This is a genomic window from Micromonospora sp. DT62 (assembly GCF_049847285.1).
GTDB lineage: Bacteria > Actinomycetota > Actinomycetes > Mycobacteriales > Micromonosporaceae > Micromonospora > Micromonospora reichwaldensis.
The window spans coordinates 1-13,143 of the sequence record NZ_JBNCOB010000001.1 but is presented as its reverse complement, the minus strand read 5'-3'; the positions used below and the strand labels follow the sequence as shown (position 1 = coordinate 13,143).

Genomic DNA, 13,143 nt, shown 5'->3' with positions numbered 1-13,143 from the left:
CGCCTGGCAGGCTGCCACCCATGACCCTGAAGCTGCGCTCCGTGGGAACGAGCGACCGTGGGCTGATCCGCAGCGGAAACCAGGACGCCCTGCACGCCGGCACCTGGCTCGTCGCCGTCGCCGACGGCATGGGCGGCATGGCGGCTGGCGACCTGGCCAGCGCGATCGCCATCGACGCGGTCGCTCCGCTGGACGTGGAGACCCCGGAGCACGCGCTGGTGGCCGCACTGCAGAGCGGCATCCAGCTCGCCACCGAGCGGATCCACCAGGCGGTCGCCGAGGATCCGGAGCGGCAGGGCATGGGCACCACGCTGACCGCCCTGCTCTTCGCCCGGACGGGCAGCTGCCTGGCCCTCGCCCACGTCGGCGACTCCCGCGCCTACCTGTTCCGCGAAGGCGTGCTCAAGCAGATCACCCGCGACGACACGTTCGTGCAGATGCTCGTCGACCAGGGGGTGATCACCGCCGACCAGGCCAGCAGCCACCCCCGCCGGGCCGTGGTCACCCAGGCGTTGCAGGGCGAGGAGGTCTCCCCGGCGTACGCGACGATGGTGCCGTGGGCCGGGGACCGCTGGCTGCTGTGCAGCGACGGGCTGTCCAACGTCGTCCGCCCGGACACTCTCGCCGAGGTGCTCGCGGAGCACCCCGACCGCGCGGACTGCGCCCGCCGGCTCATCGACCTGGCGCTGCGCGCCGGCGGGCCGGACAACGTCACGGTGGTCGTCGCCGACGTCGTGCAGGAGTGAGCCCGGTCAGCGCCGGCGCGGGGTGACGCGCCGGGTGGGCGGGGCCGTGGTCGGGTCCTCCGGCCACGGGTGGCGCGGGTAGCGCCCGCGCAGCTCCCCGCGTACCTGCGGATAGCCGGTGCGCCAGAAGGAGGCGAGGTCGGCGGTGACCGCCACCGGCCGCCCGGCGGGCGAGAGCAGGTGCAGCAGCACCGGCACCCGGCCGTCGGCGATCCGCGGCGCGTCCCGCCAGCCGAAGGTCTCCTGGAGCTTCACCGCGAGCACCGGCGCCGCCGGGTCGGCGTAGTCGAGCCGGATCCGCGACCCGCTCGGCACCGCGATCCGCTCCGGCGCCACCTCGTCCAGCCGGGCCGCCAGCGCCCACGGCAGCAGCCGGCGCAGCGCCCCGGCCACGTCGAGGCGGGCCAGGTCGGCGCGGCGGCGGGCGCGGGCCAGCTCCGGGCCCAGCCAGGCGGGCGCGTCGGCGAGCAGCGCCTCGTCGCCCACGTCGGGCCAGTCGCCGCCGAGCGACTGCCGGCAGAACGCCAGCCGCTCGCGCAGCGCCCGCGCCGCCGGGGTCCAGGTCAGCAGACCGAGGCCGGTACGACGCAGGCCGGTCAGCAGGGCCCGCGCCACCTCCGCCGGGTCGGGCCGGGCGAGCGGCCGCTCGACCAGCTCGATCGCGCCCAGCCGCAGCACCTCCCGGGCCACCACGTCCTCGCCGGCCCAGCCGACCTCCCGCTCGGTGCGCAGCAGCGGCCCGCCCGCCTCCCGGGCGGTCGCCTCGTCGAGCGGGGTGGCCAGCCGCACCCGGGCGGTCGGCGCGCCGGGGCGGCGGTCCGCCACCGCGACCGCCAGCCAGTCGGCGCCGGCCAGCCCCGACCCGGGCGCCAGCTCCGCCGCGGTCCCGCCGCTCATCAGGTACGCCGAGCCGCCCGGCCGCCGCACCCGGGCCAGCCGCTCCGGGTGGGCCAGCCCGACCAGCAGCCCGGCGGCCAGGTCGTCGGTCAACCGGCCCCGGTCAGGCCGTCCCGCCGGGGCGTCGGGCAGGGCGGCGCGCAGTCGGCGTACCTCCGAACGCCAGCGGGCGGTGGCACCCGGGTCCGCGCCCGCGCGCAGCCGGCGCCACGCGGCGGTCAGGTCGTCGCCCGGCCCGGCGGCGGTGTCCTCGGCGAGCAGCGCCACGACCTCCGCCGCCCGGTCCGCCCCCACCCGGGCGGCCCCGTCGAGCAGCGCCCGGGCCAGCCGGGGGTGCGCCCCGACCGCAGCGATCGCCCGGCCCCGGTCGGTGATCCGCCCGGCGGCGTCGAGCGCGCCGATGGTGGTGAGGGTGTCGCGGGCCACCGCCATCGACGCCGCCGGGGGCAGGTCGGGCAGGGCCAGCCCGGCGCCGTCCGGCGAGCCCCAGGCGGCCAGCTCCAGGGCGAAACCGGTCAGGTCGGCGGTCGCGATCTCCGGCTCCGGCTGCGCGGCCAGCCGCTCGTGGGTCGCCGCCGACCAGCAGCGGTAGACGTGCCCGGGCGCCTCCCGGCCCGCGCGGCCGGCCCGCTGGGTGGCCGCCGCCCGGGACACGCCGACGGTGACCAGGGCGCCCAGGCCACGGGCCAGGTCCATCCGGGCGACCCGGGACAGCCCGGCGTCCACCACCACCCGGACGCCCGGCACGGTCAGGCTGCTCTCCGCCACCGCCGTCGCCAGCACCACCCGCCGCCGGTCGGCCGGGCGCAGCGCCGCGTCCTGGTCGGCGCCGCGCTGCCGGCCGTGCAGCGGCAGGACGGCGACCGCGTCGCGCAGGTCCGCCAGCCGGCCCGCGACGGCACCGATCTCGCCGGCCCCGGGCAGGAAGACCAGCACGTCACCGTCGCACTCGCGCAGGGCCCGGCGCACCGTCGCCGCGACGTGGTCGAGCAGGCCCCGGTCGACCGGGCCGGCCCCCGGCGCGGCCACCGGCCGGGGTGGCGGCGCCCAGATCCGGGTCACCGGGTGCAGGGCCGAGGACGCCCGGACGATCGGCGCGGGAGCGGCCCCGCCACCGAGCAGCGCGGCGAAGCGGTCCGCCTCGGGGGTGGCCGACATCGCCAGCAGCCAGAGGTCGGGGCGCAGCGCGGCCCGGGCCTCCACCGCGAACGCGAGCGCCAGGTCGGCGTCGAGCTGCCGCTCGTGGCACTCGTCGAGCAGCACGGCGCCGGTGCCGGCCAGCTCGGGATCGCGGTGCAGCCGCCGCACCAGCAGCCCGGTGGTGACCACCTCGACGCGGGTCCGCGGTCCGCTGCGGCGCTCGCCGCGCACGGCGTACCCGATCCGCTCGCCGAGCGGCTCGCCGAGCAGCGCGGCCATCCGGCGCGCCGCCGCGCGGGCCGCCACCCGGCGCGGCTGGGCGACCAGCACGCGACCGGTGACCTCGTCGGCCACGGCCAGCGGGGCGAGGGTCGTCTTGCCGGTGCCGGGCGGGGCGACCAGCACCCCGGCGCCGGCGCCGCGCAGCGCCGCGACCAGTTCCGGCAGCACCGGGCGCACGGGCAGGTCGAGGGGCACGTCGGAGAGCACGGCCCAGTCTCGCACCGCCCGGGGAGCGGCTCAGTCGGGGCGTACCCCGTCGACGCCGGTGACGAAGGCGCGCCAGGCCGACGCCGGGAAGGCCAGCACGGGGCCGGGCCGGTCCTTGCTGTCCCGGACGGCGATCCGGTCCCCGGCGGCGGCGACCTCCACGCAGTTGCCGTTGCCCACGCTGCGGCTGCTGGTGCGCCACTGGGCGCGGGTCAGGTCGAGCGCGCTCATCGCGGTACCCCCGTCTGTGCCGGCGCGCCGCGTCAACGGTCACGCAAAGTGACGAGAAGCTTCCGTCAGGCGGGTCAGGGACGCCTCCGGGCCGAGTGCCATGCGGCACATCTCCTCGTGCACAAGGCTATACCCGCGCACCTGTCCGGCCTCCTCCAGAGCCAGCCCCATCGTGAGGTTTTCCAGGTAAACCACGGCCGCGTCGGCGGTGTCGGCGAACGTCAGCACGACGTACGGCGCGTTCATCGCCGGGTGGCCGCCTGCGGAGAACGGAAGTACCTGGAGAGTCACGTTCGGTAGTTGAGAGACCTTCGCGAGATGGGCCATCTGGTCGGCCATCACGGCGTTGCCGCCGACCGGGCGGCAGAGCACCGCCTCGTTGAGCACCACGGACAACTCGACCGGATTGTCGCGGTGCAGCACGTTCTGCCGATGCAGCCGCGCGGCGACCTTGCGCTCGATCCCGTCCTCGCCCGCGGTGCGCCGGAAGACCTCCCGCGCGTACGCCTCGGTCTGCAACAGCCCGGGCACCGCCTCGACCTCGTACGTGCGCAGGCTCGCCGCCTCCGCCTCCAGCCCGACGTAGAACTCGAACCACTCCGGCAGGACGTCGCTGTACTTCTGCCACCAGCCGCGCTGCTGCGCTCCGCGGGCGATCTCGATGAGCGCCTCGGCGTCGGCCCCGGTCACCTCGTACAGCGCCAGCGCGGCCCGGACGTCGCGCGGCTTGATGCCGATCTGGGCGTTCTCGATGCGGGACAGGTTGCTCTTGGACATGTCCAGTTGCCGGGCGGCGACGTCCAGGGTCATGCCCGCGCGTTCGCGCAACTGGCGGAGTTCCCGGGCGATGCGGCGGCGGCGGACGGTGGGGCTCGCGGTCACCCTCCGAGTCTGTCACGGCAAGATCCGCAGGTGGGCCCAGCACGGAGTGCAACTTCCATAAACGGGAGTTGCGTTGCAGTCACGGCCGGTGCATCCTTGCCCGGTTGCGAACACTGTGGACAACCCGTGCGGGAGGACCGGTTGCTCATCGCCGACGAGTTCTTCCTGATCACCCACAACGACAGTCGGGGCAAGGCGAAGCTGCACCCGACGGCGACCGGCCTCGGCCTCGCCGGCGGGCTGCTCGGTGAACTTGTCCTTCGTGGACACGTCACCGTCTCCGCCGGGCTCGTCACGGTGCTCGACCGTCGCCCGCCGGCGGACGCACTGGCGCACACCGTGCTCGACCAGCTGATCGGCGAGACGCAGCAGCACCCGGTGCGTACCTGGCTGAGCTTCCTGGCGCAGACCGCCACCTCCTCGGTGGGCGAGCGGCTGGTCAGAGCGGGAGTGCTGCGCCGGCAGGAGAACCGGCGGCTGCTGCGCACCACCGTCAGCTACCTGCCGATCGACCTCAACGCGGTGGCCTGGCCGGCCACCCGGCTGCGCGCCCTGCTCGACCGGCCGGAACCGCCGAGCGTGCCCGACGGGACGCTGCTGGGGCTGGTCGTCGCCGCCGGGCTGAGCCGCGAGGTGCTGTGGAGCGCCGGCCCCCGGGCGCACCACCGGCTGGGCGTGCTCGTCCCGGCACTGCCCCCGCCGCTGCGGGAACTCGTGGCGCACACCGAGGCCGCCGTCGGCGCCGCCGTGCTGCGCGGCGTCGGCTGACGCCCTCCACCCTTCCCTCCCCTCGAACCGGAGTCCGCGTATGTCGACACCAACGCTCGACCGACCGAGCAACGTCTCCGAGGCCCTGGCCCGTGGCCGGCTCGGCGTGCCGTCGGTGATCTTCTTCGTCCTCTCCGCCGCCGCCCCGCTGACCGTCGTGGCCGGCGTCGTCACCACCGGCTACGGGGTCGTCGGGGTGCTCGGCATCCCGCTGGCCTTCCTGACGGTGGCCGCGGTGCTCGCCCTCTTCTCCATCGGGTACGTGGCGATGGCCCGGCGGATGGCCAACGCCGGCGCGTTCTACGCCTACGTCGCCCGTGGGCTGGGCCGCCCGGCCGGCGTCGGCGCCGCCTGGGTGGCGCTGATCGCGTACAACGCCCTCCAGGTGGGGCTCTACGGCACCATCGGCGCCGCCGCGGAACCGGTACTGGGCCGCCTGTTCGGGGTGGCCCCGGCGTGGTGGGTCGTGGCGCTGGTCGCCTGGGCGACGGTCGGCGTGCTCGGTCTGCTCCGTATCGACCTGAACGGCCTGGTGCTGGCGGCGCTGCTGGTCGCCGAGATGGTGGTGATCGTGGTCTTCGACCTCGGGCAGCTGACCCACCCGGCCGGCGGGGACGTCAGCTTCGCCGCGCTGTCACCGGAGAACCTCGTCGTGCCCGGCGCCGGCGCGGTGCTGGTGCTGGCCATCCTGGGCTTCGTGGGCTTCGAGTCCGCCGTGGTGTTCAGCGAGGAGAGCAAGGACCCGCGCCGGACGGTGCGGTTGGCCACCTATCTCTCCATCGCCATCATCGCGGGGATCTACGCGCTGTCGTCGTGGAGCATGACCGTCGCCGTCGGGCCGGACCGGATCGCCGCCGAGGCGGGCGAGCAGAGCATCGGACTCATCTTCAACCTGGCCGAGGCGCACCTCGGGGGCACCGCCGTCACCATCGGCCAGGCGCTCTTCCTGACCTCGGTGCTCGCCGCGATGATCTCCTTCCACAACACCACCGCCCGGTACACGTTCGCGCTCGGCCGGGAGCGGGTGCTGCCGGCCGTGTTCGGGCAGACCTCGCCGCGCACCGGCTCGCCCCGGGCCGCCTCCCTCGCACAGAGCGCGCTCGGCCTCGTGGTGATCCTGCTCTACGCGCTCAACGGCTGGGACCCGGTGGTGCAGTTGTTCTACTGGGTCGGCACCGCCGGGGGCTTCGGGGTGCTGCTGCTGATCGCCACCACCTCGGTCGCGGTGATCGCCTTCTTCGCCCGCAACGGGGTGGACGAGACGCTGTGGCGGCGCGCGGTCGCCCCCGGCCTCGCCGCCGTGGCCCTGGCCGTGATCGTCCTGCTCGCGGTGGTCAACTTCGCCGACCTGCTCGGGGTGGCCCCGGACTCGCCCCTGCGCTGGGCGGTCCCGGCGGTCTACCCGGTCGCCGCGCTGCTCGGCCTGCTGTGGGCGCTGGTGCTGCGCGGCAGCCGCCCCGACACGTACGCCCGGATCGGGCTGGGCGCGGAGAGCGTGGCGGTGACGGCGCCGCCGGCCGGGCACCTCGGCGGGCCCGTCCCGAGCGGGACGGCGGCGCGGCGGTGAGCGGGGTGCGCATCGAGCGGCTTGGGCCGCGGGAGACGTCGCTGGTGGCCGGCCGGATCGCCGAGGCGTTCATGGCCCTCGACGCGCCCCGGTGGCTGGTGCCCGACGCCGGGCGGCGGCAGTCCGTGCTGGCCGGCAACTTCGCGATCCTGGTGGACCACGCGATGCGGTACGGCCTCGTCCACGCGACCGCGGACCGGGCGGGGGTCGCGGTCTGGTTCCCCTCGGTGGGCGACCCGGCCCCGCCGCCGGAGGACTACGACGCCCGGCTGGCCGCGGCCTGCGGGGAGTGGACCGACCGGTTCGCGCACCTGGACAAGCTCTTCGAGGCCCACCACCCGCACCCCGACCACCACCACCTGGCGTTCCTCGCCGTCGCACCGGACCGGCAGGGGCAGGGGCTGGGCAGCGCGCTGCTGCGGCACCACCACGCCGTCCTCGACGCCGAGGGGGTGCCCGGTTACCTGGAGGCGGCCAGCGAGACCGGCCGCGACCTGTACGCGCGACACGGCTACCAGGTCGCCGAGCCCTTCCACCTGCCCGACGGCACGCCGTTCTGGCCGATGTGGCGGGAGCCCGCCCGCGCAGCGACGGGGGCCGGGCAGCCCGCCTGAACGACGGCGCCCTGTGCCACCCGCCCGAGCGGCGCCGCCCGGGTCACCCCCTGCGGGAGGGTGACCCGGGCGTCGTGCCGCGGTGGCTGCGCGCCCGCCCCCGGACACGGCGATGGCCGGGCCCGCCGGCCCGGCCATCGCCCACCACCCCTAGTACGTGCCGTCGAGCTGCCCCCGCAGCTTGGTGAGCGCGCGGGCCAGCAGCCGGGACACGTGCATCTGCGAGACGCCGATCTGCTCGGCGATCTGCGACTGCGTCAGGTTGCCGTAGAACCGCAGCGTGAGGATCTTCTGCTCCCGCTCGTCGAGCGTGGCCAGCGCCGGGCCGAGGGCGACCCGCAGCTCGGCCAGCTCGAACTCGCCGTCCACGCCGCCGAGCATGTCGCCCAGCTCGGTCGCGCGGTCGCCGTCGCCGGTCGGGGTGGAGAGCGAGACCGCGTTGTACGCGCGGGCGCCCTCCAGGCCCTCCAGGACCTCTTCCTCGGTGAGCTTGAGGTGGGCGGCGATGTCGGCGACCGTGGGCGAACGGCCCAGGGTCTGCAACAGCGAGCTGTTGGCGTCGGAGATGGCCAGCCGCAGCTCCTGGAGCCGGCGGGGGACCCGGATGTCCCAGGTGCGGTCGCGGAAGTGCCGCTTGAGCTCACCGATGATGGTGGGGATCGCGTAGCCGGCGAAGTCGACACCGCGGGACGGGTCGAACTTGTCGATCGCCTTGATCAGGCCGACGGCGGCGGTCTGGGCCAGGTCGTCGGTGGGCTCGCCCCGGCCGCTGTAGCGGTGGGCGAGGTGGTTGGCGAGCGGCAGCCAGGCCTCGATCGCCTTGTCGCGCAGTGCGGCGCGGGACGGGTGGCCGGCCGGCAGCGCGGCCATCGCGTTGAGCAGGTCCGCGGCGCTGTCGGTGAGCGCACGCGGGTCGAGCTTCTGGGCGGTGCTCGGCGCTGTCGTGGTCGCCGGCTCGCTGATCGTTGGCGCGGTCATGGGTGGTCCTCCCTGCACCTCGTCCGCGGATGAAAGACGTGACGCTTAGGTTTAAGTTCAGATGTCCGTTCGGAAGTCACCTTAGCCCGATCGGTCCGCCGAAATCTAGCCGAAAGTACGATGTACTTAAGTCATTTCCTGGCATGAAATGCGCGAGTCGGGCAAAACGTCCTTGGATTGTGAGCCGGCTTACGTCGGGCGTACGGTCAGCCGGCCCCGCCGGACATCGACGAAGCCGCATCCGGGCGGCCCGGACCGGCCGGCCGAGCGGTCCCGGTCCCCCCGGATGACCGGCGCCGAATGTCGGCTTTCCGTCGTTGTCCCATCCACAGGACGGGCCGTAGCGTGCGGGTACCTGCCCCGCTCCGGAGGTGCCGTGCTCGACCCCGCCGCTCCCCATCTCGTCGTCAACAGCCGCACGCTCTGCTTCGGCTGGCTGCCGGCGGACCCGGACGCGGTCGCGGCGCTGGTCCCGGCCGGGCTGCGCCCGTCGCCGGACCGGCTGGTCTTCATGAACCAGTACGTGGTCGACGACGAGAGCCAGACCTCCGGCTTCGGCGCGTACTCGCTGACCTATCTCGGGGTGGCGCTGGCCGGGGTGGACGCGCCAGGCGGGAGCAACCGCGGCGGCTGGTGGACGCACTACGTGACCTGTAGCGCACGGGTCCGCACCTACGCCGTCGCGCGGGGGGCGCCTGCCGCCGTGGGCCGCACCCGCGTCGAGCGACACGGCGGGGACATCGTCGCCGAGACGGAGATCGACGGCGTACCGGTGATCCGCGCCCGCTGCCAGGTGGGCGAGACGGGCCGGGCGATCAGCAGCGGCCACCACCGCTACTTCACGGCCCGCGACGGGCAGCTGCTCAGCGCCGTGTACCCGTTCGTCGCCGAACCGGTCGACCCGTTCGTGATCGAGTCGGTGGAGTTCCTGGAGCCGGCCCACCCGGTCTACGCGCTCCGCCCGGAGAACCCCCTGACCATCGGGTTCGGCTTCTACTCCCCGCGCGCCTCGTTCGCCTACCCCGGCGGGCTGACGGTGCACGCCGCCGCCGACGACGCCAGCGCCGGCGCCGACGAGGCCGAGCCCGCCCGCGGCCGGGCCGACGCCCTCTTCGTACCCGCCTGACGGTTTACCCCGTGCCGGGCCGGAGCGCTCACCACGTGCCCGCCCGACGGGCCCGCAGCGGCCGGCCGTCGGGGTCGTAGACCAGCCGGTACGCCGGCAGCGCCCAGGCCCGGGTGTACCAGGGCAGCCGTTCCGCCCGGTGCGGCAGCAGCCGGCCCGGTGGCCGGGGGCCGGCCTGCCCCGCGTCGTACCACCGTTGCAGCGCGTCGGCGGCGGCGCTGATCGCCGCCACGGCGTCGGCCGGGTCGATCAGGTCGGCATCCTCGCCGCCGTCGGGGTCGCGCTCCAGGTGCTCGCGCCACAGCCGCAGCCGCAGCTCCCGGGCGAAGACCCGGGCACCGTCGCCGAGGCCGGCCGGGTCGGTCGGCGCCCGGTCGTCCCGGGTGTCGTCCAGCACCGCGCAGGACAGCTCGCTGTCGTGCGTCCAGGACCGGCGGTTGAAGTTGTCGCTGCCCACGCTGGCCCACACGTCGTCGACCACGCACACCTTGGCGTGCACGTAGACCGGGGTGCCCGCGTGGTTCTCCACGTCGAGCACGTGCACCCGATCGGGGGCCGCCCGCTCGCAGAGCGACAGCGCCTGCTCGCGGCCCACCGTGTTGGGCGGCAGCGCCAGCCGGCCGTCCACGTCCGGGAACCGGGGGACCACGGCGACCAGATGCAGGTCGGGATTCTCCCGCAGCGCCCGGGCGAACAGGTCGGCCACCTCGCTGGACCACAGGTACTGGTCCTCCAGGTAGATCAGCCGCCGGGCCCGCCGGACCGCCTTGGTATAGCCGCGGGCCACCGTGCGCTCGCCGTCGGGGGCGAAGGAGTAGCGGGGCCGGACCGCCGGGTAGGTGCGCAGCACCTGGACGTCGTGCGGGCCGCAGGGCGGCGGGTCGGCCGGCTGCGGCGGCAACGGGTCGGGCCGCAGGTCCGCGCCGCGCAGCCGGTCGCGCAGGTAGGCGAGGGGGTTCTCCGAGTCCAGCGGCATCGGGTCGGTCCACCGCTCCCGGAAGGTGGTGTCCAGCGCGCCCACCACCGGCCCCCGCACCGCGAGCTGCACGTCGTGCCAGGGCGGGTGGTCGCCGTAGCGGGTGGACATCTGCACCGCCTGCGGGTCGCCCCGGTGCGCGGCGTCGTCGCGGCGGCTGTGGCACAGGTCGATCCCGCCGGCGAAGGCGACGTCTCGTTCCGGCGCGCGGAGGCGCCGCAGCACCACCAGCTTCTGGTGGTGCGAGCCGCCCCGGCGGACCCGCTGGTCGAGCAGCACCTCGCCGCCGGCGGCGGAGACCGTCTCGCTCAGGTTGCGGTTCTCCGCCTCGCTGTAGGCCAGGAGGTCGAGGTGGGAGCGCCAGATCAGGCCCTTGACCACCACGCCCCGCTGCGCGGCGCGCGCGAAGAGCTGCGCCACGGTCGGCCCGTCCGGGCGCAACCGCTGGTCCGGGTCACCCCGCCAGTCGGTGAAGAAGAGGTGGTCGCCGGCCTCCAGCGTCTGCACCTCGTCGACCAGCCGGTCGAAGTACGCGGCTCCGTGAATTAACGGCTCGGCGAGGTTTCCGCTGCTCCAGACGGGTAACTCTGACACCGGGTTGGCGCGTTCGGCTTCGCTCAGGAACCAGTTGCGTGGTGCCACCGTTCCAGCCCCCCGAGGTCGACAACGTCCTCACGGTAGGACCCGTGTCGCGGGTCCGCATCCCGGCCGGCACTCCGGTGACCGGTCGGACGGCCCCCGACAGCCCGCCCGATCACGACGCGAACACCGAGGAGGCAACACCATGCCCGGCGAGACGACGAACCCCGTGACCGAGTACCGCGAGCAGGCGGTCGAAAGCGAGCGGGGCGCGCTGGTGACGGTGTTGCTCATGGTGATCCTGGGAGTCGCGGGCATCTTCGCCGTCTCCTGACGCCACGTCCCGACGCGCCGGTGGGCGCCATGTGCTGACGCGCCGGTGGGCGCCACCCGGTCGTGCCGGGGGCGCCCACCGCCCGCGCGTGGGATTCAGGGCCTCGGTGCCTCGCCGTCGGTGTGCGGCAGCCGCTCGGCGGGGACGACACCGAGCCGGCCGGCCTTGAAGTCCTCGAACGCCTGGAGCAGCTCGTCGCGGGTGTTCATGACGAACGGGCCGTAGTGCGCCACCGGCTCCCGGATCGGCTCGCCGCCCATGATGTAGAGGTCCAGCGTCGGGGTGTGGCCGTCCTGGCTGGCGTCCGCGGCGAAGGTCAGCGCGTCGCCGGGGCCGTGCACGGCGAGCTGGCCCGTGTGCACCGGCCGCCCGTCGGTGCCCACCGTGCCCCGCCCGCCCAGCACGTAGACCAGGGCGTTGAAGTCCGGCCGCCACGGCAGGTCGACGCGGGCGCCCGGCTGCACGGTGACGTGCGTGATGGTGATCGGGGTGTGGGTGGAGCCCGGCCCCCGGTGCCCGGCGATCTCGCCGGCGATCACCCGGATCAGCGCGCCGCCGTCGGGCGTGGTCAGCAGGGCCGCCTCCCGGCCTCGGATGTCCTGGTAGCGGGGCGGGTTCATCTTCGCCGCCCGGGGCAGGTTGACCCAGAGCTGGGTGCCGTGGAACAGCCCGCCACTCATGACGAGGTGCTCCGGCGGCGCCTCGATGTGCAGCAGCCCGCTCGCGGCCGTCATCCACTGGGTGTCGCCGTTGGTGATCGTGCCGCCGCCACCCTGCGAGTCCTGGTGGTCCATGATCCCGTCGATCATGTAGGTCACCGTCTCGAAGCCGCGGTGCGGGTGCCAGGCCGTGCCCCTGGGCTCGCCCGGGGCGTAGTCCACCTCGCCCATCTGGTCCAGGTGGATGAACGGGTCCAGCTCACTCACCGGAACACCGGCGAACGCCCGGCGGACCGGGAACCCCTCGCCCTCGTAGCCGCTGGGCGCGGTGGTCAGCCGGCGGACCGGCCGGAACGCGGTGGACTCGTCGAGCTTGGGCAGGCGGGGCAGGACGAGCACGTTGTCGACGGTGATGGCGGGCATCGGGGGCTCCTCAGCTGTGCGGGTGGGCGGTCGACGCGTCGCGGTCCGCGCGCAGGCGCCGGCCGAGTCGCTCGAAGATCCGGGTGAGGCAGGCGACCTCGGCGTCGTCGAGGTCGTCCATCAGGTGGGCGCGCACCGACCGCAGGTGGTGCGGGGCGGCCTCGCGCAGGGCCAGCAGCCCGGCGGCGGTGAGCACGGCCTCGCTGCCGCGGCGGTCGTCGGGACAGGACTCCCGGGCGACCAGGCCGCGCCGCTGCATGGTGGTGATCTGGTACGTCAGCCGGCTGGGCGAGAAGACCAGGCGGCTCGCCAGCTCCCCCATCCGCAGTCGCTGGCCCGGCGCCTCGGAGAGCAGGACGAGCACGTGGTAGTCGGCGAAGGTGAGCGCGCTCTCGGCGCGCAGGTCGTCCTCCAGCCGCGTGTAGAGCCGCTGGCTCGCCTCGATGTAGGCGCGCCAGGCGGCGAGTCGGGCACTGTCCAGGCTCTCGGTCACGCCATGACAGTAGCACTCTTTCAAAATTTAACTAGTGCCCCGTGAGTGCGGTCACCCGCGACGCGGCGGTGCTGTTCAGATTTGAAGGATGCTCCCGGGCCGGGCCGGGGCGGGGTCGCCGCCGGCCCGGACCAGCCGGCGCCGGCGGCCCCCGGGGGCGGACACCGGGTACCCGACGAGGGGGGGGCCGGGGCGGTCGCGGCCGGCGGGGGACCCCCGCGGGAGCCTCAGCGGGCGGGCG

Annotated in this window: 13 protein-coding genes; 6 read left to right on the top strand and 7 right to left on the bottom strand. The window is 75.1% G+C overall.

Translation table 11 applies throughout. The annotated features are described in order from the left end of the window. Positions 1 to 20: 20 nt before the first annotated feature. Positions 21 to 746, top strand: coding sequence for a PP2C family protein-serine/threonine phosphatase (locus ACPXCB_RS00065; protein ID WP_132235916.1), 726 nt, complete (start codon positions 21 to 23; stop codon positions 744 to 746). 6 nt (positions 747 to 752) lie between these two features. Here the strand turns inward: ACPXCB_RS00065 and hrpB are convergent, their stop codons facing one another. Genes hrpB through ACPXCB_RS00050 form a run of 3 tightly spaced genes read right to left on the bottom strand, consistent with a single transcriptional unit; the run spans position 753 to position 4,385 of the window. Next, positions 753 to 3,272, bottom strand: a complete 2,520-nt coding sequence (gene hrpB, locus ACPXCB_RS00060) for an ATP-dependent helicase HrpB (RefSeq protein ID WP_425872082.1) — start codon at positions 3,270 to 3,272, stop codon at positions 753 to 755. 30 nt (positions 3,273 to 3,302) lie between these two features. Further along, entirely contained in the window at positions 3,303 to 3,503 is a 201-nt protein-coding gene (locus tag ACPXCB_RS00055) for a DUF397 domain-containing protein (protein WP_425871010.1), read from the bottom strand. A 39-nt stretch (positions 3,504 to 3,542) separates the two neighbouring features. Beyond that, positions 3,543 to 4,385 carry a helix-turn-helix domain-containing protein gene (locus ACPXCB_RS00050; protein ID WP_151456261.1) on the bottom strand — a complete coding sequence of 281 codons (843 nt, stop codon included), beginning with the start codon at positions 4,383 to 4,385 and terminating at the stop codon, positions 3,543 to 3,545. A 126-nt stretch (positions 4,386 to 4,511) separates the two neighbouring features. Between ACPXCB_RS00050 and ACPXCB_RS00045 the strand changes: the two genes are divergently transcribed. From ACPXCB_RS00045 to ACPXCB_RS00035, 3 genes are read left to right on the top strand one after another with little or no spacing between them, the layout of a single operon-like run. After that, positions 4,512 to 5,153, top strand: a complete 642-nt coding sequence (locus ACPXCB_RS00045) for a GOLPH3/VPS74 family protein (protein WP_425871008.1) — start codon at positions 4,512 to 4,514, stop codon at positions 5,151 to 5,153. A 40-nt stretch (positions 5,154 to 5,193) separates the two neighbouring features. Next, complete coding sequence (locus ACPXCB_RS00040; protein ID WP_425871006.1) at positions 5,194 to 6,720, top strand: APC family permease; 1,527 nt, start codon at positions 5,194 to 5,196, stop codon at positions 6,718 to 6,720. Further along, on the top strand, positions 6,717 to 7,334 hold the full coding sequence (locus ACPXCB_RS00035) for a GNAT family N-acetyltransferase (protein WP_425871004.1): 618 nt from the start codon (positions 6,717 to 6,719) through the stop codon (positions 7,332 to 7,334). The genes ACPXCB_RS00040 and ACPXCB_RS00035 overlap by 4 nt, the downstream gene beginning before the upstream one ends. Positions 7,335 to 7,484: 150 nt before the next feature. Here ACPXCB_RS00035 and ACPXCB_RS00030 read toward each other — a convergent pair whose 3' ends face one another. Continuing rightward, positions 7,485 to 8,312 carry a SigB/SigF/SigG family RNA polymerase sigma factor gene (locus ACPXCB_RS00030; protein ID WP_311414262.1) on the bottom strand — a complete coding sequence of 276 codons (828 nt, stop codon included), beginning with the start codon at positions 8,310 to 8,312 and terminating at the stop codon, positions 7,485 to 7,487. 376 nt (positions 8,313 to 8,688) lie between these two features. On the opposite strand from ACPXCB_RS00030, the gene ACPXCB_RS00025 reads away from it, so the two are divergent. Further along, a complete protein-coding gene (locus ACPXCB_RS00025) occupies positions 8,689 to 9,438 on the top strand; it encodes a hypothetical protein (RefSeq protein ID WP_425871002.1) in 750 nt (249 codons plus the stop codon). Between the two features lie 28 nt (positions 9,439 to 9,466). Here ACPXCB_RS00025 and ACPXCB_RS00020 read toward each other — a convergent pair whose 3' ends face one another. Further along, positions 9,467 to 11,056 carry a phospholipase D family protein gene (locus ACPXCB_RS00020; RefSeq protein WP_425871000.1) on the bottom strand — a complete coding sequence of 530 codons (1,590 nt, stop codon included), beginning with the start codon at positions 11,054 to 11,056 and terminating at the stop codon, positions 9,467 to 9,469. Positions 11,057 to 11,198: 142 nt separating this feature from the next. Between ACPXCB_RS00020 and ACPXCB_RS00015 the strand changes: the two genes are divergently transcribed. Beyond that, the gene (locus ACPXCB_RS00015; protein WP_255474758.1) at positions 11,199 to 11,327 is read left to right on the top strand and encodes a hypothetical protein; all 129 of its coding nucleotides are present in this window, start codon (positions 11,199 to 11,201) and stop codon (positions 11,325 to 11,327) included. 95 nt (positions 11,328 to 11,422) lie between these two features. Here ACPXCB_RS00015 and ACPXCB_RS00010 read toward each other — a convergent pair whose 3' ends face one another. Beyond that, positions 11,423 to 12,409 carry a pirin family protein gene (locus ACPXCB_RS00010; RefSeq protein WP_425870998.1) on the bottom strand — a complete coding sequence of 329 codons (987 nt, stop codon included), beginning with the start codon at positions 12,407 to 12,409 and terminating at the stop codon, positions 11,423 to 11,425. Between the two features lie 10 nt (positions 12,410 to 12,419). Further along, on the bottom strand, positions 12,420 to 12,902 hold the full coding sequence (locus tag ACPXCB_RS00005; RefSeq protein WP_425870997.1) for a MarR family winged helix-turn-helix transcriptional regulator: 483 nt from the start codon (positions 12,900 to 12,902) through the stop codon (positions 12,420 to 12,422). Between the last annotated feature and the right edge of the window lie 241 nt (positions 12,903 to 13,143).

Coding starts and splice junctions, on each gene's coding strand:
- ACPXCB_RS00065 (WP_132235916.1), top strand. CDS start 21: ATGACCCTGAAGCTGCGCTCCGTGGGAACGAGCGACCGTGGGCTGATC.
- ACPXCB_RS00055 (WP_425871010.1), bottom strand. CDS start 3,503: ATGAGCGCGCTCGACCTGACCCGCGCCCAGTGGCGCACCAGCAGCCGC.
- ACPXCB_RS00040 (WP_425871006.1), top strand. CDS start 5,194: ATGTCGACACCAACGCTCGACCGACCGAGCAACGTCTCCGAGGCCCTG.
- ACPXCB_RS00030 (WP_311414262.1), bottom strand. CDS start 8,312: ATGACCGCGCCAACGATCAGCGAGCCGGCGACCACGACAGCGCCGAGC.
- ACPXCB_RS00015 (WP_255474758.1), top strand. CDS start 11,199: ATGCCCGGCGAGACGACGAACCCCGTGACCGAGTACCGCGAGCAGGCG.
- ACPXCB_RS00010 (WP_425870998.1), bottom strand. CDS start 12,409: ATGCCCGCCATCACCGTCGACAACGTGCTCGTCCTGCCCCGCCTGCCC.